This window comes from Candidatus Marivariicella framensis, assembly GCF_982709265.1.
The window spans coordinates 46,956-67,431 of sequence record NZ_CEXPNT010000011.1; the positions used below are offsets into that span (position 1 = coordinate 46,956).

At 29.8% G+C, this 20,476-nt stretch carries 20 protein-coding genes; 6 read left to right on the plus strand and 14 right to left on the minus strand.

Features of this window, described 5'->3' with window-relative positions; genetic code table 11:
- Positions 1-74: 74 nt before the first annotated feature.
- Positions 75-2,213 carry a carboxy terminal-processing peptidase gene (locus tag AC34EU_RS05400; RefSeq protein ID WP_489666585.1) on the plus strand — a complete coding sequence of 713 codons (2,139 nt, stop codon included), beginning with the start codon at positions 75-77 and terminating at the stop codon, positions 2,211-2,213.
- A gap of 19 nt (positions 2,214-2,232) precedes the next feature.
- Here AC34EU_RS05400 and rodA read toward each other — a convergent pair whose 3' ends face one another.
- Genes rodA through AC34EU_RS05435 form a run of 7 tightly spaced genes read right to left on the minus strand, consistent with a single transcriptional unit; the run spans position 2,233 to position 9,744 of the window.
- The gene (gene rodA, locus AC34EU_RS05405; RefSeq protein WP_489696097.1) at positions 2,233-3,486 is read right to left on the minus strand and encodes a rod shape-determining protein RodA; all 1,254 of its coding nucleotides are present in this window, start codon (positions 3,484-3,486) and stop codon (positions 2,233-2,235) included.
- Positions 3,479-5,341 (minus strand): penicillin-binding protein 2, encoded by a 1,863-nt coding sequence (gene mrdA / locus AC34EU_RS05410; RefSeq protein WP_487534150.1) that lies wholly within the window; start codon positions 5,339-5,341, stop codon positions 3,479-3,481. The genes rodA and mrdA overlap by 8 nt, the downstream gene beginning before the upstream one ends.
- Positions 5,338-5,838, minus strand: coding sequence for a rod shape-determining protein MreD (locus tag AC34EU_RS05415; protein WP_487534151.1), 501 nt, complete (start codon positions 5,836-5,838; stop codon positions 5,338-5,340). Before AC34EU_RS05415 ends, mrdA begins: the two co-directional genes overlap by 4 nt.
- Positions 5,838-6,629, minus strand: coding sequence for a rod shape-determining protein MreC (mreC, locus tag AC34EU_RS05420; protein WP_487534152.1), 792 nt, complete (start codon positions 6,627-6,629; stop codon positions 5,838-5,840). Before mreC ends, AC34EU_RS05415 begins: the two co-directional genes overlap by 1 nt.
- Before the next feature lie 4 nt (positions 6,630-6,633).
- The gene (locus AC34EU_RS05425) at positions 6,634-7,653 is read right to left on the minus strand and encodes a rod shape-determining protein (protein WP_487534153.1); all 1,020 of its coding nucleotides are present in this window, start codon (positions 7,651-7,653) and stop codon (positions 6,634-6,636) included.
- 32 nt (positions 7,654-7,685) lie between these two features.
- Complete coding sequence (gene purH / locus AC34EU_RS05430; RefSeq protein WP_487534154.1) at positions 7,686-9,209, minus strand: bifunctional phosphoribosylaminoimidazolecarboxamide formyltransferase/IMP cyclohydrolase; 1,524 nt, start codon at positions 9,207-9,209, stop codon at positions 7,686-7,688.
- Positions 9,196-9,744: a GAF domain-containing protein gene (locus AC34EU_RS05435; RefSeq protein WP_487534155.1), complete on the minus strand. Its 549-nt coding sequence runs from the start codon at positions 9,742-9,744 to the stop codon at positions 9,196-9,198. Before AC34EU_RS05435 ends, purH begins: the two co-directional genes overlap by 14 nt.
- 30 nt (positions 9,745-9,774) lie before the next feature.
- On the opposite strand from AC34EU_RS05435, the gene AC34EU_RS05440 reads away from it, so the two are divergent.
- Genes AC34EU_RS05440 through AC34EU_RS05455 form a run of 4 tightly spaced genes read left to right on the plus strand, consistent with a single transcriptional unit; the run spans position 9,775 to position 13,559 of the window.
- Complete coding sequence (locus AC34EU_RS05440; protein ID WP_487534156.1) at positions 9,775-10,461, plus strand: heavy-metal-associated domain-containing protein; 687 nt, start codon at positions 9,775-9,777, stop codon at positions 10,459-10,461.
- Positions 10,462-10,479: 18 nt separating this feature from the next.
- Complete coding sequence (locus tag AC34EU_RS05445; protein WP_487534157.1) at positions 10,480-10,899, plus strand: HYC_CC_PP family protein; 420 nt, start codon at positions 10,480-10,482, stop codon at positions 10,897-10,899.
- Between the two features lie 54 nt (positions 10,900-10,953).
- Positions 10,954-13,185: a TonB-dependent receptor gene (locus AC34EU_RS05450; RefSeq protein ID WP_487534158.1), complete on the plus strand. Its 2,232-nt coding sequence runs from the start codon at positions 10,954-10,956 to the stop codon at positions 13,183-13,185.
- Between the two features lie 14 nt (positions 13,186-13,199).
- The gene (locus AC34EU_RS05455; RefSeq protein ID WP_487534159.1) at positions 13,200-13,559 is read left to right on the plus strand and encodes a heavy-metal-associated domain-containing protein; all 360 of its coding nucleotides are present in this window, start codon (positions 13,200-13,202) and stop codon (positions 13,557-13,559) included.
- A gap of 35 nt (positions 13,560-13,594) precedes the next feature.
- Here the strand turns inward: AC34EU_RS05455 and groL are convergent, their stop codons facing one another.
- From groL to miaB, 7 genes are all read right to left on the minus strand, one after another.
- Positions 13,595-15,235, minus strand: coding sequence for a chaperonin GroEL (gene groL / locus AC34EU_RS05460; RefSeq protein WP_487534160.1), 1,641 nt, complete (start codon positions 15,233-15,235; stop codon positions 13,595-13,597).
- 15 nt (positions 15,236-15,250) lie between these two features.
- Positions 15,251-15,529 (minus strand): co-chaperone GroES, encoded by a 279-nt coding sequence (locus AC34EU_RS05465; RefSeq protein ID WP_487534161.1) that lies wholly within the window; start codon positions 15,527-15,529, stop codon positions 15,251-15,253.
- Positions 15,530-15,651: 122 nt separating this feature from the next.
- Complete coding sequence (gene secG, locus AC34EU_RS05470) at positions 15,652-15,990, minus strand: preprotein translocase subunit SecG (RefSeq protein ID WP_487534162.1); 339 nt, start codon at positions 15,988-15,990, stop codon at positions 15,652-15,654.
- Positions 15,990-16,712 (minus strand): DUF8458 domain-containing protein, encoded by a 723-nt coding sequence (locus tag AC34EU_RS05475; protein ID WP_487534164.1) that lies wholly within the window; start codon positions 16,710-16,712, stop codon positions 15,990-15,992. Before AC34EU_RS05475 ends, secG begins: the two co-directional genes overlap by 1 nt.
- Positions 16,713-16,716: 4 nt before the next feature.
- A complete protein-coding gene (gene lptE, locus AC34EU_RS05480; RefSeq protein WP_487534165.1) occupies positions 16,717-17,205 on the minus strand; it encodes an LPS assembly lipoprotein LptE in 489 nt (162 codons plus the stop codon).
- Between the two features lie 22 nt (positions 17,206-17,227).
- Entirely contained in the window at positions 17,228-18,499 is a 1,272-nt protein-coding gene (locus AC34EU_RS05485) for a sigma-54 interaction domain-containing protein (protein ID WP_487534166.1), read from the minus strand.
- Positions 18,500-18,502: 3 nt separating this feature from the next.
- Positions 18,503-20,044: a tRNA (N6-isopentenyl adenosine(37)-C2)-methylthiotransferase MiaB gene (miaB, locus tag AC34EU_RS05490; RefSeq protein ID WP_487534167.1), complete on the minus strand. Its 1,542-nt coding sequence runs from the start codon at positions 20,042-20,044 to the stop codon at positions 18,503-18,505.
- A gap of 226 nt (positions 20,045-20,270) precedes the next feature.
- On the opposite strand from miaB, the gene AC34EU_RS05495 reads away from it, so the two are divergent.
- Positions 20,271-20,476, plus strand: a 206-nt coding sequence (locus AC34EU_RS05495) for a hypothetical protein (RefSeq protein ID WP_489696098.1), incomplete at its 3' end; no start/stop codon positions are given.

A 20,476-nucleotide genomic window follows, 5' to 3' on the forward strand; every position in this document is an offset into this window, starting at 1 on the left:
CAAAAACTTTTGTCTTAAGAAGCTATAAGATATACCATTTTAGCTACTTTTATAGTCTAATTTATAATCCTTACATGCGAATTTTTGATTTTGTATTTTCTTTTATTTTTATAATTAATATTTTATATGGATCCTCTCTTCCTAATTTTAATACTTCTGACAAAGACAAATTATTGATTGAGATAATATCCTATGTAATAGATAAAGGTCACTATAATCCTAAGGAAATGAATGACGATTTTTCTAAAAATGTTTTTAATTCATATTTGGAAACTCTAGACGGACAACATAGGTTTTTTTTAAAATCAGATATTAATAATTTCAGTAGGTATAAGACAGAAATTGATGATCAATTAAAGTCAGCTAAAATTGATTTTTTCAATCTAACGTATGATCAATCTGAAATTCGGATTGAGCAAGTGAGGGATTTCTATCCTAGTTTATTGGAAAAGCCTTTTGATTTTTCAGTAAAGGAGTCTACATCATTAAATTTTAAAGAAACCCCATATGCAAAGAATTTATCTGAATTAAAAGAAAGATGGAGAAAAAGGTTTAAACTTTCAACTCTTGATCGTTTTGTGACCAAAAAAGAACAGGAGTTATCAAAAAAAGATAAAGATTCATCTTATCTAATAAAGCCTGAGATCATTCTTGAGAAAGAAGCAAGACTTTTAACACTCCAAAATATAGATGATTACTTTGAAATGGTAGGTGAAGTAGTCCGTAAAGATTATTTTAGTCTATTCGTTAATTCTGTTGTTACAGAATTTGATCCTCATACATATTATTTTCCTCCTAAAGAAAAAGAATTATTTGATACAAATATGTCTGGTAAGTTTGAAGGTATTGGGGCACGCTTATCTAAAAGACAAGAAAAAGTGAAGATTGTTGAAGTTATATCAGGAGGACCTGTTTGGAAAAATGACTTATTACAAGCGGGTGATGAAATTTTAATGGTTGCTCAACCCAATGAAGAACCGATTGATATATCTGGAATGAGATTGGATGATTCCATAAAACTAATAAAAGGCCCGAAAGGAACAAATGTAATCTTAACTATAAAAAGAGTCAATGGAGTTGTTGAGGATGTAACTATTGAAAGAGATGTGGTTATTTTGGAAGAATCATATGCAAAAAGTGCAATAATAAATAAAGATCAAAAGAAATATGGGCTAATTGAATTGCCAAAATTTTATGTCGATTTTAAAGATTATGGAGAACGAAATGCCGCTACTGATGTAAAAAAAGTACTAGAACAATTTAAAAGTAGTTCTGTAGACGGAATAGTTATTGATTTAAGAAATAATGGAGGGGGATCCCTAAAAACAGTTGTAGACATGACTGGGTATTTTATTGAAAAGGGTCCAGTCGTTCAAGTTAAAAGTACTGGAGGAAGAAAAGAAGTTCTAGAAGATACTGACCCATCTTTAATATGGGATGGACCTTTAGTTGTTTTAGTTAATGAGTTTTCTGCCTCTGCCTCTGAAATTTTAGCTGCTGCTCTTCAAGACTATCGTAGAGCGATTATATTAGGAAGTAATCAAACCTATGGAAAGGGAACTGTTCAAAATGTGATTGATTTAAATAGAATAATTAGTGTAAATCAATATGGAGATTTAGGAGCTTTAAAAATGACAACAGATAAGTTTTATAGAATAAATGGGGGATCTACACAGCTTGAAGGTGTAAAAAGTGATATAGTTTTTCCAAGTAGATATAACTCTATTGAGATTGGAGAAAAAGATCAGTCAAATCCATTAGCTTGGGATAGAATAAGTCCGGCAAACTACTCATCTTGGAACAAAAACATTCAGTATAATTATATAATATCAAAAAGTAAAGATCGAATCAAGAATAATCCTTTGATTAAATTAATTCTGGAACAAGGAGAATGGATTAAGCTTAAACAAAATGACTTTAATTATGATTTAGACTATGAAAGCTATATTAGTGAAAGAGATAAAGACAAATCCTATTCTGATCGTTTTAAAGTTTTAGAAGACTTTAATTCTGGATTATCAATTAAATGGGTTCCAGATTCATTCGAATTAATTAGCTCTACAAAAGACCTGAAAGATAGACGTGATAGGTGGGTAAAGGGATTAAAAAAAGACATGTATATTGAAGAGGCGGTAAACATTTTAAATGATTTAAATCAAAACTTTAATGAAAAGATTTCTCTTAGTCAAAAAAAAGTAAAATTAAATGATTAGAAATTTTAATAATTTGATTTTACCAATCATTTAGCCTGTTTGAGTCAAAATTCAAATAAATAAAAATTAATAAACTAAAAGTTAAAAGACTTGAGCCTCCATAACTTATAAAAGGCAGGGGTATCCCGATACTAGGTAATAAGCCAAGTGACATTCCTATGTTTATTACAAAGTGTGTGAAAATCAAGGAAGAAATACCGTAAATAAAAGTTCTCCTAAATATATTTGTTTGTTTTTCTGCCTGATTAAGCATTCGAATAATTAGGACTACAAAAACAGTTATTAATCCAAAACTACCAAGAAAACCCCATTCTTCACCAACGGTACTAAAAATATAATCTGTTTGTTGTTCTGGAACAAAATTACCTTTTGTCTGTGTGCCTTGTAAAAATCCTTTTCCAGTTAATCCTCCCGAACCTATAGCTATTTTCGATTGATTGATATTGTACCCAAGTCCTTTTGTGTCTTCAATTATTCCAAGCATTATATTAAACCTATCACGATGACGCTGCTCAAATACTGAATTGAATATAAAATTTACTGAAAGTATAAACACTATAGAAGAAATTCCTATTAATATAGTTGGAAAAATTTTTGATTTAGGATTATTTTTTTTTAAGTAAAAAATAAAAAATAGACTAATTAATACAATAGAATAAATTATAAAATTTATTGGAGCTAAAAGAGTAACTAAAAATAAACCTATAGCCGAAAATGTCAGAATTAAATAATTGAAGGATAAGCCTTCTCTAAAAAAAATTAAAAAAAAAGAACAAAAAATGATGGCAGAACCTGGATCAGGTTGCATGATAATTAAAGATACTGGTAGTAAGATAATAAATACTCCCATGATTAAAGATTTTTTATTTTTAATATTTGTTTGAAAACCACTTAAGTGTTTTGCAATCATAAATGTAGTAGCGATTTTTGCAAATTCAGATGGTTGAACGCTAATTCCTCCCAAAAAATACCATGAGTTTGCACCATTAACGGTTTGGCCAAAAATAAAAAGTCCAATTAAAGACAAAAGACTTATCATATATATTATAAATGAAAATTGCTGAAAAAACCGAGTTCGAATTCCTAAAATAAAAATTCCAAAAGAGATACTTATTAAAAGAAATATAATTTGTTTGCCAATTAAACTATTTAAATTACTTGAGGTCTCATTATCATAGGTGGAAGAATAAATGTTAATAAGTCCAAAAATTACAAGTATTAAATAGCAAAAAATAATTATCCAATCAATACGATATATGAGTGTTTTATTCATTTATTCTGAATGGTTTTCCTGAAAGAGGCTTAAAATATTCATCATTAAGACCTCCATTTAACATTCGGTTCTCCAGCCACTTTTTTTTAATATTTTTATTTATATATTTTTCTATCATAAGACTAGCAATAGGTGCAGCCCATCTTGATCCCCAATATCCATTTTCTACGAAAACAGCTAAAGCAATTTTAGGATTATCTTTTGGAGCAAAAGCAATAAACATTGAATGATCTGTTAATTGTGTTTTCTTTCCATTCAATCTAATAAAATTCTCAATTGTTCCTGTTTTACCGCACACCTCAATTCCTTTAATTCTTGCAATTTTAGCAGTTCCATTTTGAATCACTTTTTCCATTCCATCAATTACTGGTTCAAAATAAATTGAATCTATTGTTGTTCTTTTTTTTTCAAATTTCTTAGTTTTCTTATCTCCATTTATTGATTTTATAAAGTGGGGAGTGATATAAAAACCTCGATTTGCTATAGCTGCTGTGAAATTTGCCATTTGAATAGGAGTAGTTAATATTTCACCTTGACCTATTGAATTAGAGATTATAGTTGGGGCTTTCCATCCTCCTTTTTTATACCATTTGTTATAATAGTTGGCATCTGGAATAAATCCTGGTTGACCCGTAGCCAGGTCATATCCTAAATATTTACCTAGACCAAAACTAGAAAGATGATTTTTCCAATTATTTAATCCATCACTTGGAGAGTCTTTTGAATTAATTATATTTTTATAGGTATTTGCAAAATAGGTATTACATGATTTATAGATTGCACTTGTAAGATTATTTTTTGTACCAATTTTACAGTGACATTCCATAAAAGCACCTCTAGCATAGAAATGACCTTTATTACAAGTGAATTTAGTCTCTTTATTTATAACTCCCTCCTGAAGAGCTATAAGAGCATTTAAAACCTTGAAAGGAGAGCCTGGAGAGTATTGAGCCTGTAAGCCTCTATCGAATAAAGGTTTTGAAATGGTGTCATTTGCAAGCTTTCTGTAGTTTGAAGATCTTTCTTTACCAACTAATAAATTTGGATCATAGCCAGGAGAAGAGATAAGTGCTAAAATCTCCCCTGTCTCAGGTTCAATTGCGACAATTCCACCTCTTTTATTTTTCAAAAGTGCTTCTCCGTATTTTTGAAGTTCAATATCTATGGTTAAATTAATATTATTTGCTGGAATTGGAGCTATATCAAACTTTCCATCTTCGTAAGGTCCTATAATTCGATTGTACCTATCCTTTTGATAAAAAGCCTTTCCTTTTTCACCTCTTAAAATTTTTTCATAATATTTTTCTATTCCCTGCCTTCCTAGAAGTTCTCCCGATTGATAATAAGAATCCATTAACATATCATTTTCATTCACTTCACTTATATAGCCAAGAATGTTTGATCCCACCTTGTAATAGTATTTTCTAATTGATTTTTTTTGTAAATAAAACCCAGGATATTTCCATAATTTTTCTTGAATAATAGCATGTGTTTCTTTTGAAATCTCACTAGAAATTATTGATGGAATTTTAATAGAATATCGTATTGCTTTTCTGATTTTTAAATTAAACCTCTCAATACTTAAATTTAATAAAGAACTTAACTCTAATGTGTCAAATTTTGTTGTGCTTTCAGGAATAACCATTAAATCATATCCAGGTTGATTAGCAACCAAAACTTTATTATTTCTATCGTAAACAAAGCCTCTTTCTGGAAAAACTGGACTCTCTAGCACAGCGTTATTTTCTGATAGTGATTTATAATTTGAACTAATTAACTGAAGTTCAATAAGTTTTGCAGTAAAAGCAAGTGCTATGATAAAAGTAAAAGTTTGTAAAAAGTAATTTCGTGTCATCTTTTAGAGATAAAACCTAGGGTAATTGCAATTAAAATTGAAGTTAATAGACCTGTTAGGATTGTATTTTTTAAAATATCAATGTATGCTGAAAAACTAAAGTAAGAAACTGAGAAATAAACTAGGTGATGAATAAAAATCATTAATCCTACAAATAAAATTCTGTTTGCAAGTCTAGTTCCACTTACCATTCCATTTGATATGTCAGCATTAACTCCAAATGAGAAGTTAATCAAAAAAGGTCTTATGTAACTTATTACAATACATGAAATTGTGTTTGAACCAGGATTCTGAGTTAGTAAATCTATAACTAGCCCTAAAGTGAAGCTTAATAAAATAAATTGTATTTGAGATCCGTCAAACTTATATATAAGAATAAATATTATATAGAATATAGGGTCTATAAATCCAAGAAAATTCCATGACTCAAAAACCAAAACCTGAAGTAATACTCCTAAAATAAAATATTTTACTAATTTTATATTTTCATGTAACATTATTCTAGACTTTTAATCTTTGCTTGATATTTATTTTTCAAAATAAATACATTTATTTCATTTCCTATTATATTATTCAATTCCACGTCAATTTCATAGTATCCTCTTCCTAGATCAATTTCATAATCACTAACAACTCCAATTAGAATACCATCGGGAAAATATGTTGACATACCTCCAGTGACAATAGAGTCTCCAATTTTCACATCATTAATCACTGGAATATCACTAAGTTTAACTTTATTAGTGTTTATACCATTCCAGTTTAATGATCCAAAAGCATTATTTTTTTTAAATTTCGCATTTATTTGTAAATCTCTATTTAAAATAGAAATAACACTAGAATAATTTTCAGAAACTTTATAAATTATTCCTATAATTCCTTTAGATGATATTACACCCATTTCTCTTGTTATACTGTCTTTTGTCCCTTTGTTAACTATTAAATAATTTCTAGATGATTTGATGCTATTTTTTATAACTTTTGCTTGAAACACATCAAAAGGAATATTTGATTTATTGAAAAGCTTATTTTCATTCTTATTAATTTCACGTTTAAGAAGCTTTTTATTTTCAATTAAAAGCTCATTATTTATTTTCTTTAGATTAAAGTATTCATTTACTGAATGTTTTATATTAAAGATTCCACCAGTAAGTCCAATTGCTATTTTATCAAATTTAGAATGATGATAAAAACTCCTATTACTAATGAACTTAAATGAAAAAAGCAATAGAGCTAAAAAAAGAATAAATACTTTGTTCTTTATAAGCGCATTGATAATTTGTTGCATTACATTATTTAATCAATACTGTTTTGTATATATCAAGATTTTTTAAAGCGATTCCAGTACCCCTAACCACAGCTTGTAGTGGATCTTCTGCAACGTATACAGGTAGGTCAGTTTTTCTAGACAATCTTTTATCTAAACCTCGAAGAAGTGCCCCTCCACCCGCAAGATAAATGCCCGTATTGTAAATGTCAGCTGCTAATTCTGGAGGAGTTTGAGCTAAAGCTTCCATAATAGCGTCTTCTATTCTAATTATTGATTTATCTAGGGCTTTTGATATTTCAGTGTAAGAAATCATTGATTGCTTAGGTTTTCCTGTTAAAAGGTCTCTTCCTTGAACTGACATTTCATCTGGAGGATTTTCAAGATCTTCTATTACAGCACCAATCATTATTTTAATTTTTTCTGCTGTACGTTCACCGACATAAAGATTATGTTTGCTTCTCATATAGTAAACAATATCATTTGTAAAAACATCTCCAGCAATTTTAATAGATTTATCACAAACTATTCCGGATAAAGCAATTACAGCAATTTCAGTAGTTCCTCCCCCAATATCAACAACCATATTCCCTTTGGGTTGCATAATATCAATCCCAATACCTATAGCAGCAGCCATTGGTTCGTGAATTAAATACACTTCTTTTCCATTAACTCTTTCTGCTGACTCTTTAACTGCTCTCATTTCAACTTCTGTTATTCCTGAAGGAATACAAATAACCATCCTCAAAGAAGGAGTTATAAAACGATTTTTTAAACTAGGAATACTTTTAATTAGTTGACTTATCATTTGCTCAGATGCATTAAAATCTGCAATAACCCCATCTTTTAGAGGCCTGATTGTTCTAATGTTTTCATGAGTTTTACCCTGCATCATGCTAGCTTCTTTTCCAATTGCAATAATTTTATTAGTTGTTCTGTCTATGGCTACAATCGATGGACTATCGACTACAACTTTATCATTATGAATAATAAGAGTATTGGCTGTGCCTAGATCAATTGCAATTTCTTCAGTAAAAAACCCCATAGATTAAATTAATTAGTTTAAAGGTATATAAATTAATGTTTAAAATGACGTACTCCTGTAAATACCATTGTCATATTATTTTCATTGCAATAATTAATTGATAATTCATCTTTTATTGATCCTCCTGGTTGAATTACTGAATCAATACCGGCATTATTTGCAATTTCAACACAATCAGGGAATGGAAAAAAAGCATCACTTGCCATTACTACTCCTGACAAATCAAATCCAAAATTAATAGCTTTATTTATTGCTTGTTTTAGAGCATCTATCCTAGATGTTTGTCCAGTTCCTGAGGAATATAATTGTTGATTTTTCACCAAAACAATAGTGTTAGACTTAGTATGTTTACATATTTTGGATGCAAAAATAAGATCTACTACTTTATTATCACTTGGTGAGGTGTTTGTAACACTTTTTAAAATTTGTTCACTATCAGTTTTTAGGTCTTTATCCTGAACCAGAAATCCATTTAAACATGTTCTAATACTAGATTCTGGCAAACAACTATATTTTTGAATTAAAATTATTCTATTTTTTTTGGTCTGAAGCGTCTCTAGTGCTTCTGAATTATAACTAGGAGCTATAATAACTTCAAAAAACAAATCATTCATTAATTTAGCTGTTTTGGCATCTATTTCCTTATTGCTAATTAAAACGCCTCCAAACGCAGAAACAGGATCCCCTGCTAAAGCATCTGAATAAGCATTAAACAAATCAAACCTTGTGGCTATACCACAAGCATTATTATGTTTTAGAATTGCAAAAGTCGGCAAACATTCTTTAAACTCATTCATTAGGTGAATCGCTGAATCAATATCAAGCAAATTATTATACGATATTTCCTTACCATTAATTTGTTCGATTAACTCATTTAGTTTACCATAAAAACTACCTTCCTGATGTGGATTCTCGCCATAGCGAAGCTTTTTATGACTATTCTCACTTATTTTTAAAACTTTTTCATCATTATTAAAGTATTTGAAAATACTTGTGTCATAGTCAGAAGATACGTTGAAAGCCATAGAAGCAAAATACTTTCTTTCATCCAATGAAGTATAACAGTTACTTTCATTTAATATTTTGAGAAAGCTTCCATAACTAGACTTATTAGATACACAAAAAACATTTTTGAAATTCTTAGCTGCCGCTCTTATTAAAGCGACCCCTCCAATATCAATTTTTTCGATTATTTCATCTTGATTTGCTCCAGAATTAACTGTTTCTTGGAAAGGATAAAGATCTACAATTACTAAATCAATCTGTGGAACATTAAATTTTTTTAATTCCTCAATATCAGAATTACTATCTTGTCTATTCAAAATACCACCAAATATTTTGGGATGTAAAGTTTTGACTCTTCCTCCCAAAATAGATGGGTAACTTGTTATGTCCTCAACAGGGATTACAGGATGTCCAAGTGAACGAATATATTTTTCAGTTCCTCCAGTCGAATATATCTTAACATCACTTTTAATTAGATTTTCTAATATAGGTTCTAACCCTTTTTTGTCATAGACTGATATTAAGGCAGAAGATATTTTAATTGAATTCATACATTGTAATTTTACTTTTTTTCATTTTTACTGAGATTAATTCACACACTGATTCTAATAATTTAACATCTCTTTCGCTAAAAGAGTTGAGTGAATTTGAATCAACATCAATTTGCCCAATATTACTTCCTTTTAAAAATATTGGCACTACAACTTCAGACTTAACATTAATATTACATGAAATATAGTTTTGTTGATCGCATACATTAGGAACAATAAAATTTTTGTTTGAAACTGCAACTTGACCACAGATACCTTTTCCAAAAGGAATTTTTATATGATCTGTAGGATTTCCTGCGTAAGATTCAAGAATAAGGACTTTTTCTTTATGATTAGCAAAATAAAACCCAACCCAATCATAGGAAGGTGACTCTGATTTAAGGAGTTTACAGATTTTAAATAAAGAATCTTTAAAAGTGATCGAATCTTTATTTAAGATGGTTTTAACTCTAGTTAATATGTCTGAAAAGGCAATCAATTTTTTTTTAGCTAAAATATCAAATATATTAAGGCTATTATCTCTTTTTTTTAACAAAAAATACAATAATTAAATTAATTTTATGATATGATTAAAACTATATCAATTTCTGGAATGACATGTATAAATTGTGAGAAATCAATTCATGAAAAAATAACATCATTAGCCGGAGTAAATAAGGTTGTAGTTAGTTTGAAAAATCAAAATGCAATTATAAACTCAAAAAATATTATAAATAACGAAAACATTCAAGAGGCAATAGGAGCTAAATACTCAATTAGTGATTTGGAACAGAGTAAGAAAGAAAGTAAAATTTGGCAACTAAAGCCATTATTATTAATATTTGCATATTTATTTTTTGGAACCTATTATCTAAATAAAAATGATTTTAGCCTCGAGAAAGTTATGGTTGATTTTATGGGTTTATTTTTCTTGATTTTCAGTTTTTTCAAATTTTTAGATTATTCTACTTTTCCTTTGAGTTTTTCAAAATATGATCCATTAGCAAAAAAATCAATTATATATGCTAGATTATATCCTTTTTTAGAGTTGTTTTTGGGTGTTTGTTTTTTATTTAACTGGAAAATTCAAATAGCTTCTATAGTAACTCTATGCATTCTAAGTATTACGACTTTCGGTGTAATAAAAATACTTTTTAATAAAAGTGAAATTGAATGTGCTTGTTTAGGGACATCAATGAACTTACCAATGACTGAAGCTACTCTTGTTGAAAATTTAATTATGATTTCTATGGCAATTAGTCTTTTAATTTAATTAGTGTATTTTTGTTACATGAATTTCTTTAAAAATTCTTCCCACTTAATAGTTTCATTGTTATTGATTTTTAATCAGTTAGGTTTTGATTTCAATCTACATTATTGTGGTGATAGCTTTTCCTCAATTTCTTTTCTTAATCAATCTAAAAATTGTGGAATGCATCAAGAGGAAGTCGATAAATCAAACAATGACATCTTCTCGGACATTTCAAAATCGTGTTGTAGCGATAGTCAATTAAATACAGATTTAATTGATGTTCAAGTTGAGTCAGTTTTTAAAATAAACAAACAAGAATTGTCAAATTCAAGCTTTATACATCAAAACCTGAATGAAGCTAAATTATTTCCAACATGGAAATTTTTATTTGAGAAACCACCCCCAATAAATAAAAATAAAAAGTATTTATTATTTGTTCAGTTAATATATTATGCTTAGTTAAGTTGAGTTGAAATTTGAAACTAATTTTTAACCTAACCCAACTTAATTTAAATGAATATTAAATATTATATTTTTATTTTTCTTTTTTGCACAAATATTTTGAAGTCTCAAGAGACTCTTAAAGGAAAAGTAGTTTACAAACAAGAGAGAGAAACATTAGCTCTAGAAGGAGCAAATGTATATTGGCTAGACACTAATCAAGGTACTACCACAGATGAATTAGGTGATTTTAATTTAAAATTATCTAAAAAATCTGATAGACTTGTAATTAGCTACTTAGGGTTCCACCCTGACACCTTAAAAGTAGTATCCAATAAAAAAATTATTCACTTTTTAAAGGAAGATTTGAGTACAAACCTTGACGAAGTATCTTTGATTGAAAGAAAAAAAACCTCAAAACTTTCCTTTACTAAAACTCAAAACACAATTCTTGTAGATGCAAATGAACTTCTCAAGGCTGCGTGTTGTAACCTTTCTGAGAGTTTTGAAACCAATCCTTCAATTGATGTAAATTTTTCAGATGCTCTAACAGGAACTAAACAAATTAACATGCTTGGTCTTAAAAGCCCTTATATTCTTATCTCAGAGGAAAATATTCCAATGGTCAGAGGGGCTTCACAGGCATATGGATTAACATTCACACCAGGCACGTGGGTTGAGAGTATACAAATTTCAAAAGGAACAGGTAGTGTTGTTAACGGGTTCGAGAGTATTGCAGGACAAATTAACACCGAATTAAAAAAACCATTTACAGATAATCCATTTTTTTTAAACCTATTTGGATCAAAAAACGGAAGGTTAGAGTTAAACACTCATCTTAACAAAAAGATTACAGATAAGTGGAGTACAGGTTTATTCATTCATTTAAACCAAAGAAATCAAAAGATTGATAAAAACTCTGATAATTTCTTAGATGTGCCTTTATCAAATCAGGTGAATATTCTAAACCGTTTTCAGTATATGGATCCTTTAAAAGGATGGGTGGTTTTTTATAATTTGCGATTTCTAAATGATCAAAAACAAACTGGACAAATTTTATTTAGCCCTGATACTGATAAAAACTCAAGTATAATATGGGGAAGTGAAATCGAAACAAAACGATTTGACACGGCGTTAAAAGTCGGATATGTTTATCCAGAATATCCATACAAGAGTTTTGGTCTCCAAACCGCATATAGTAATCATGATCAAAAAGCTTATTATGGTTTAAGAAATTATGATATTTTTCATGAAAGTTTCTACAGCAACTTGTTGTATAATTCCATATTAAATAACACAAATAATAAATTTAAGTCTGGATTGAATTTTTCATTAGATAGATATGTAGAAAATATCGATAGTAAAGACTTCTCAAGAACAGATAAAAATTTAGGTGCTTTTTTTGAATGGAGTCATGATGATTTAGAAAAGTTAAGCTGGACAGCTGGCATACGAGTTGATTTTAACAATAATATAGGAACTTTTGTTACGCCAAGACTTCATTTTAGATATGCTTTTAATACAACAACTATTATTAGACTTTCCTCTGGAACTGGAAGAAAAGCTGCAAACATTTTTGCTGAGAATCAGCCTATTTTTGGCTCAAACAGAAGAATATATATTGATAAAGGAACTAATCCATTTTATGGATTATCACCAGAAAGGGCATGGAATTTTGGAGTAAGCATAAGTAAAAGTTTACAATTACTTAATAAAAATACAAATCTCGTTTTTGATTATTACAACACTCGATTTAGTAACCAAGTTATTGTTGATCTTGAAAAGGAAGGGAGAGTTTCATTTTATAATTTAAACGGAAACAGTTCAGCCAAAAGCCTTCAAGTAACATTTGACATTGACTTGACAACACAATTACAATTTAAATCAGCTTATAAAAATGATAATGTTTCTATAGATTATAGGAGTGGAACAAAACAAAAACAATTAGTACCAAAGAATAGAGTTTTTGCCAATTTAAGTTGGAAATCTATTAAAAATACCAAGGATAAACAATGGCTATATGATGTTACACTTCATCACCTGGGAAATCAAAGGTTAGTTGAAAACAGTACACTACCTAACACGACTCAAAGTCCATCATATTCTATTTTAAATATGCAACTAACCAGAGTGTTTTCAAATTTTTCAGAAATTTATATGGGAATAGAAAATTTTGGAAATTACACCCAAATAAACCCGATAATATCTAGTGAACAACCATTTAATGCTAACTTTGATTCCTCCCAAGTTTGGGCTCCTGTTTTTGGAAGAATGATTTATGGAGGATTTCGTTATAAACTTTAAAACTTTTTAATAAAATGAAAAAATATATTTACATAGTCTTTTTAGTAATCGTTTCAATATCAAATGCCCAAAAGAATTCTAAAAATGAAAAAACTACTTTTAGGGTTTCTGGTAATTGTGAAATGTGTAAAATGAGAATTGAAAAAGCTACTCTTTCTGTTAGCGGCGTTAAGTTTGCTAAATGGAGTATACCGGAGAATCAACTTACTTTGGTTTATAACTCAAATAGGGTAAAATTATTAGAAATTCATAATTCAATTGCGCTCAGTGGTCATGATACTTCTGTTAAAGATGCCCCTACAGACACTTACAATGATCTGCCAATATGCTGTTTATATGTTAGAGAAGAAAAAAGTAAAGCCCCATTTAAATAAAATGAGGCTTTGTTAAGTTAATCTGATAATTAAATTTACATCATTCCCGGCATTCCTCCGCCCATTGGAGGCATACCAGCTCCTCCAGCAGGAGAATCCTCTTTAATATCAACCAAAGCGCATTCGGTTGTCAGAATCATTCCAGCGACACTAGCTGCGTTTTCAAGCGCAACTCTTGTAACCTTTTTTGGGTCAATTATTCCTTCTTTAAGCATGTCAACAAAAGTTCCGCTTTTTGCATTATATCCAAAATTTGGTTCACCTTCTAAAACTTTAGAAATCACAACTGATCCTTCTCCTCCTGAATTCTCTACTATTGTTCTTAAAGGAGATTCTATTGCTTTATAAACAATTTGAATTCCAGTAGCTTCATCAGCGTTGTCTGACTTTAACTTATCTAACGTTTTCTTTGTGTTTAATAAAGCAACTCCCCCTCCTGCAACAATTCCTTCTTCAACAGCAGCTCGAGTTGCATGGAGAGCATCATCTACACGATCTTTCTTCTCTTTCATCTCTACCTCAGATGGAGCTCCAACATAAAGAACAGCAACACCTCCTGAAAGTTTAGCTAGTCGTTCTTGAAGTTTTTCTTTATCATAATCTGAAGTTGAAGATTCAATTTGAGCTTTTATTTGGTTTACTCTATCTTTAATAGCTTTACCATCTCCAGCTCCATTAACAACTGTTGTGTTGTCTTTGTCAATGGTTACTTTTTCTGCAGTTCCTAACATTTCGATAGTAGTAGTTTCAAGAGTAAAACCTCTTTCTTCAGAAATCACTGTTCCTCCAGTTAAAATAGCAAGATCTTCAAGCATTGCTTTACGTCTATCACCAAAACCAGGTGCTTTTACTGCAGCAATTTTGAGAGATCCTCTAAGCTTATTTACTACCAATGTAGCCAATGCTTCTCCATCAACATCTTCAGCGATAACTAATAAAGGCTTACCAGTCTGTGCTACAGGTTCTAGAACTGGAAGAAGATCTTTCATTGAAGAAATTTTCTTATCATACAATAATATGTATGGTGTCTCTAAATCGGTTAACATTTTCTCTGAGTCAGTTACAAAATAAGGAGAAAGGTAACCTCTGTCAAATTGCATTCCTTCTACAATGTCAACGTAAGTTTCGGTTCCTTTTGCTTCTTCTACGGTAATTACACCTTCTTTGCCTACTTTTTCAAACGCTTCAGTGATTAAGCTTCCAATATTTTCGTCATTATTAGCTGAAATACTTGCAACTTGTTTTATTTTTTCTGAGGAATTTCCAACTTCAACAGATTGTTTCTCGAGATTAGAGACAATTGCAGCTACGGATTTATCTATACCTTTTTTAAGGTCTAATGGATTTGCTCCAGCAGCAACATTTTTTAAACCTTCTTTTACAATAGCCTGAGCTAAAATAGTAGCTGTAGTTGTTCCGTCACCCGCTAAATCATTAGTTTTAGAGGCAACTTCTTTTACCATCTGAGCTCCCATGTTTTCAAGAGGATCTTCTAGTTCAATTTCTTTAGCAACAGTAACACCATCTTTAGTTACTTGTGGAGATCCAAAAGCCTTTCCAATTATTACATTTCGTCCTTTTGGACCTAAAGTAACTTTAACTGCATTAGCTAGAGCATCAACTCCTCTTTTGACACCGTCTCTTGCGTCTATATCAAATATTATTTTTTTTGCCATGATTTATTTATAAGTTTAAACAATTGCCATTAGGTCACTTTCCTTCATCATAAGGTAGTCAGTTCCTTCATGGTTTAATTCAGTTCCAGAATATTTACCGTATAATACTTGATCACCAATTTTTACAGTTATTGGGTTTTCAGATGTACCAGGTCCAACGGCTATTACAGTTCCTTTTTGTGGTTTTTCTTTTGCGCTGTCAGGAATATAAATACCTGAAGCTGTTTTTGTTTCTGCATCTAGAGCCTTAATAAGAACTCTATCAGCTAGTGGTTTAATATTGATTTTACTCATAATTAAAAATTTATTAATTAAAAATTATTATTTTCATAAACTATGCCAAATAAAAAAAAAAAGATAATTGACAAAATAAATGTCAGACTGTCATGATTAGATTCTTGAAATTAATGTAATATTTAATCTTTTACCTCTGGTATTGTGCTGCTTGGAATAACTTCCTCAGGAATAACTTCTTCTATATTATCTCCCTGAATTAATTTTGAATCCGAAGCTGTATTTCCTCTTTCTAAAGCAACATTAGATAATAAAATCAATATTAAGAGTACGGCTCCTAAAATCCAAGTACTACGATCTAAAAAATCAGTTGTTTTTTGAACTCCTCCCATTTGTTGAACTCCACCACCACCAAATGAAGAAGACAAACCACCTCCTTTTGGATTCTGGACCATAACAACAAGGATTAATAAAAAACAGAAAAATATAATTAAGGCAATAAAAACGTAAAAAGTATTCATTATTTATTGATTTTATTTATTAGTTTTTTGATTTCATTTATTTGGATTGCAAATAAAGCATTTTTTTCTGGATATTTCAAACTTAATATTTTGTATGCTTGATAAGCTTTATCATATTTTTCTTGCTTAATAAATATCTTTGCTAGTGTTTCTGTCATAAGTTCTTCATTAGAAAAATCACTTTTAGAACTTAAGTCAATCATTGAATTAGAGTTAATGTTTTTGGACTGAGACACCTTCGGATCTTTTTTTAAGAAAGAATTAATTATTTTCCAATTATCATTATTGTCACTATCTGTGAAATCAATATTATTCAAGGACTTATTATTTGATATTGAAATCCATTCAGTAAAGCTTAATTTTTTTGATCTAAAACTAGAGAGTTTTTCCTTTTCTTTTTCATTCTCTTTTAGTATTGACTTGTTTTTTGACTTAACTTTAAAAGTGTTTTTCTCTATCTTGGTTTTGAATTCATTAGATCTAATTTCATACTTTTCATTTATCCAATTCATTAATAAACTTCTGTCGTATGTGATTGTAGCAGTTTTCTCTAAAACAGAATTAAAATTTATTTTTTCTTGATTTCGTAAAGACTTCACGTATAAGAAATGGGCAGTTTGAAAGTAAGGATATATTTTTGTTATTGTTTCTAACTCATTAGATGACTTTGAAGAACTTGGATTAAAATTTCTTAGTAAAGTTGTAAATTCTTTATTATTCATATTCTTACCACTTTGCTAGTGTTTCATTAAAAATATTTTGAGTTATTCTCTCAAATATTTCGTCAAGAGCTATATCTCTTACATCATAAACTTGCTGATTAGCTGAAAAGTCATAGAAATGAGAAAATCTTTTTTCAAAATCATCATCTTTATTTTTTTTATTGAAGTATCTAAGATTTATTTCCATTGTTAGTCTGTTTTGTGCAGCTTTTATCTGAGAAGTAGCTGACATTGGCGTTACACTGAATTCTACTATTTCCCCTTCGTATAAAAGGTCTCCTCCTTTATTAACTATGGATAAATTAGTTTGATTTAAAAAAAGATCTTGAAGTGCTATTGTAAATTCTTGATCTAATCCAGGTTCAACGATAGACCCAGGACGATTACCAGCTAAGTTTTCAAAAAAATTAACTTGAAATGTTTTAGTTCCAGCTGGAATTGAAGCACCAGTAAATGAATAAAATTTACATCCATTTAAGATAGAAAAAATCAATAATATTAAAAAAAAGTATAAATTATTCTTCCAATTCATTAAGATTGTGTTGTTTTATTTTTCTGTATAAAGTTCGTTCAGAAATACCAAGCTCTTTTGCAGCATTTTTTCGTTTTCCTTTACTTCGAATTAAAGCTTTTTTAATCATCTCTATTTCTCTTTCAAGTAAAGATAGAGGTTCCTCCTCAATAACCGTTTCAGCATAATCGTATTTTAGTTCGTTCACAGAGTTTTTTTCAATATTGTTTGAGTCCTCAAGATTAACTGAATGATTTTCAATAGTTTTTAAATCTGATTTGTCATCTTCGTTTTGATATATTTTTTGAATTAAATTATGATTTTTTTCTTGAGTCTCTGAAGAATTTCCACTTTGCATTAGTTCTAATGTCAGTTTTTTCAAATCATTTAAGTCTCCCTTCATGTCAAATAAAACTTTGTATAAAATCTCTCTTTCAGATGAAAAATCTGAATTTGATTTTTTTCTTTCAATTAAAGCAGGTAGTCGATTTAGGCTTTTTGGTAAATAATTATTTAAAGTACTTGATGACAGAAGACGATCTTTCTCTAAAACAGAAAGTTGTTCAGCAACATTTCTTAGTTGTCGAATATTTCCATTCCAATAATAATTTTGTAATATTTTTTGTGCACCCTCATCTAGTCTTAGTGTCGGCATTTTATATTTTTGAGCAAAGTCTGCCGCAAATTTCCTAAACAATAAAGGGATATCTTCTTTTCTTTCCCGAAGAGGAGGTAAGTTAATTTCAACAGTACTAAGCCGGTAATACAAGTCTTCTCTAAATTTCTCTTTTGCAATAGCTTCATCCATTTTTAAATTTGTCGCAGCCACTATCCTTACGTTTGTTTTTTGGACCCTAGAAGAACCTACTTTAATAAATTCACCATTTTCTAACACCCTTAAAAGTCTAACTTGAGTTTGTAGGGGTAATTCTCCTATTTCATCTAAAAAAATTGTCCCTCCATCTGCAACTTCAAAGTATCCACTTCGATTAGATGTGGCGCCTGTAAAAGCTCCTTTTTCGTGACCAAAAAGCTCACTATCTATTGTTCCGTCTGGAATTGCTCCACAATTTACAGCTATATATTTAAAGTGCTTTCTTGGCGAATTTTGATGAATTATTTTCGGAATACTTTCTTTTCCAACTCCACTTTCTCCGGTCACTAAAACTGAGATGTCAGTAGCTGAAACCCTTAATGCCTTTTCTAGAGATCTATTTAATCCTTCATTATTTCCAATAATTCCAAACCGTTGCTTAATTGATTGTAAAATTTCCATATACTATATTGCTTTTGAATAATCAACAGCATAGCCTTTAAGGGTTGCTGAAGTTACGCTTTCAATTTTAACATCAACAAAATCTCCAATGTTGTAATTTTCCTTGGGAAAAACAACTACCGTGTTTTGGGTTGTTCTTCCACTCCATTTTAAATTACTTTTTTTAGATTCTTTTTCAATGAGAACACATAAAGCTTTATTGACATATTGCTGTGTTCTGAATTTACTATGTTTTAGTTGAAGAGATATTATTTCTTGAAGTCGTCTTTTTTTTATTTTCTCAGGTATATCGTTTATTGTTTTTCTGGCAGCTAAAGTTCCGGGACGTTCTGAATATGAAAACATAAAGCCAAAATCATATTTCACATAATCCATTAGAGATAGGGTGTCAGTATGATCTTTTTCTGTTTCTGTTGGAAAACCAGCAATCATATCCTGAGAAATGCCACAATTAGGGATTATTTCACGAATATTATCTATAAGGTTAAAATATTGTTCTCTAGTATGTAAGCGATTCATTTTCTTTAGAATAGTATTACTTCCTGACTGAACTGGAAGATGAATATGTTTACATATATTATTATGCTTAGCCATTATATGAAGAACATCAACGGACATGTCTTGTGGATTTGATGTTGAAAAACGAATTCTAACTTTTGGATAATTTTCAGCTACTAAATTTAATAATTTCGCAAAATTGATAGAGGTTTTTTGCTGTAATTCACTTGATTTTAAAAAATCTTTTTTCATTCCACCACCATACCATAAATAACTATCCACGTTTTGACCTAAGAGTGTTATTTCTTTATAATTTTTAATTACTAAATCATCTATTTCTTCAAGAATACTTTTTGGGTCTCTACTTCTCTCGCGTCCCCGGGTAAATGGAACTACACAAAAAGTACACATGTTGTCACAGCCTCTTGTTATTGAAACAAAGGCAGAAACTCCATTTGAGCTTAGACGAACAGGTGAAATGTCACCATAAGTTTCGTCTTTTGAAAGAATTATGTTAATTGCTTTTTTTTCATCAGCTACTTCTTCTAATAGATTTGGAATATCTTTGTATGCGTCAGGACCTACAACCATATCTACTATTTTCTCCTCCTCTAAAAACTTGTGCTTAAGTCTTTCAGCCATGCAGCCTAAAACACCAACTTTTAAGCTTTTATTATTTTTTTTTATTGATTGAAAAAATTCCAATCGTTTTCTAACCGTCAATTCAGCTTTTTCTCTAATTGAACATGTGTTTACGAGTATAAGGTCAGCATCATTAATCAAATTAGTTATAGAATAGCCTTCATTTTGTAAAATTGAGGCAACAATTTCACTGTCAGAAAAGTTCATCTGACATCCGTAGCTTTCTATATATACCTTTTTATTATGTGTATTTTTACCCTCAACTACTTGACTACCAATGGTTTCACCGTTATATTGGTTAGGATTTTTGTGGGTATAACTTTGGGTATAACTTGTTGATGTAAGTGCTTTTGGATTCTTTAATGAATTGTTCTTCAACTTATTATGTGTTTTCGTATGACTCATTTAGGTATAACCTTTTTTATATTTTTTTTATTAAAATTAGTTATACCCATACTTGGGTATAAACAAAAATAACATGCAATTTGGGTTACAAAGATAGTTAATTCCAGACAATGTGTCATGTTATTTCAACCAAAAAAGGAGAGTGATGAGCCGTCAAATGTCAACACAACCCCATAGTCTTAACGCTACAGATTTTTTAATCAATTAGAATGATTACTTTAGCCTCATGGCAAAGATTGAAGAGGAGCTAAGTATTTATAAGAAGGCACTCCGTTGGATAGCGACAGATATAGCCCAATATCACAAGATCAAGGCTAAAAGTAGAAGATCATCCAATAGAGGTGCTTTGGTAATAATTGTAGTATTGTTTGTAATTACTATTGTAGCTAGATTAATGACTTACTATCTTAGAGCGGAGCGTCTAGGGCATGA

Bases quoted from the DNA above. Each gene is read 5' to 3' on its own strand.
- AC34EU_RS05400 (WP_489666585.1), top strand. From the start codon at position 75: ATGCGAATTTTTGATTTTGTATTTTCTTTTATTTTTATAATTAATATT.
- rodA (WP_489696097.1), bottom strand. From the start codon at position 3,486: ATGAATAAAACACTCATATATCGTATTGATTGGATAATTATTTTTTGC.
- mrdA (WP_487534150.1), bottom strand. From the start codon at position 5,341: ATGACACGAAATTACTTTTTACAAACTTTTACTTTTATCATAGCACTT.
- AC34EU_RS05415 (WP_487534151.1), bottom strand. From the start codon at position 5,838: ATGTTACATGAAAATATAAAATTAGTAAAATATTTTATTTTAGGAGTA.
- mreC (WP_487534152.1), bottom strand. From the start codon at position 6,629: ATGCAACAAATTATCAATGCGCTTATAAAGAACAAAGTATTTATTCTT.
- AC34EU_RS05425 (WP_487534153.1), bottom strand. From the start codon at position 7,653: ATGGGGTTTTTTACTGAAGAAATTGCAATTGATCTAGGCACAGCCAAT.
- purH (WP_487534154.1), bottom strand. From the start codon at position 9,209: ATGAATTCAATTAAAATATCTTCTGCCTTAATATCAGTCTATGACAAA.
- AC34EU_RS05440 (WP_487534156.1), top strand. From the start codon at position 9,775: ATGATTAAAACTATATCAATTTCTGGAATGACATGTATAAATTGTGAG.
- AC34EU_RS05445 (WP_487534157.1), top strand. From the start codon at position 10,480: ATGAATTTCTTTAAAAATTCTTCCCACTTAATAGTTTCATTGTTATTG.
- AC34EU_RS05450 (WP_487534158.1), top strand. From the start codon at position 10,954: ATGAATATTAAATATTATATTTTTATTTTTCTTTTTTGCACAAATATT.
- AC34EU_RS05455 (WP_487534159.1), top strand. From the start codon at position 13,200: ATGAAAAAATATATTTACATAGTCTTTTTAGTAATCGTTTCAATATCA.
- groL (WP_487534160.1), bottom strand. From the start codon at position 15,235: ATGGCAAAAAAAATAATATTTGATATAGACGCAAGAGACGGTGTCAAA.
- AC34EU_RS05465 (WP_487534161.1), bottom strand. From the start codon at position 15,529: ATGAGTAAAATCAATATTAAACCACTAGCTGATAGAGTTCTTATTAAG.
- secG (WP_487534162.1), bottom strand. From the start codon at position 15,990: ATGAATACTTTTTACGTTTTTATTGCCTTAATTATATTTTTCTGTTTT.
- AC34EU_RS05475 (WP_487534164.1), bottom strand. From the start codon at position 16,712: ATGAATAATAAAGAATTTACAACTTTACTAAGAAATTTTAATCCAAGT.
- AC34EU_RS05485 (WP_487534166.1), bottom strand. From the start codon at position 18,499: ATGGAAATTTTACAATCAATTAAGCAACGGTTTGGAATTATTGGAAAT.
- miaB (WP_487534167.1), bottom strand. From the start codon at position 20,044: ATGAGTCATACGAAAACACATAATAAGTTGAAGAACAATTCATTAAAG.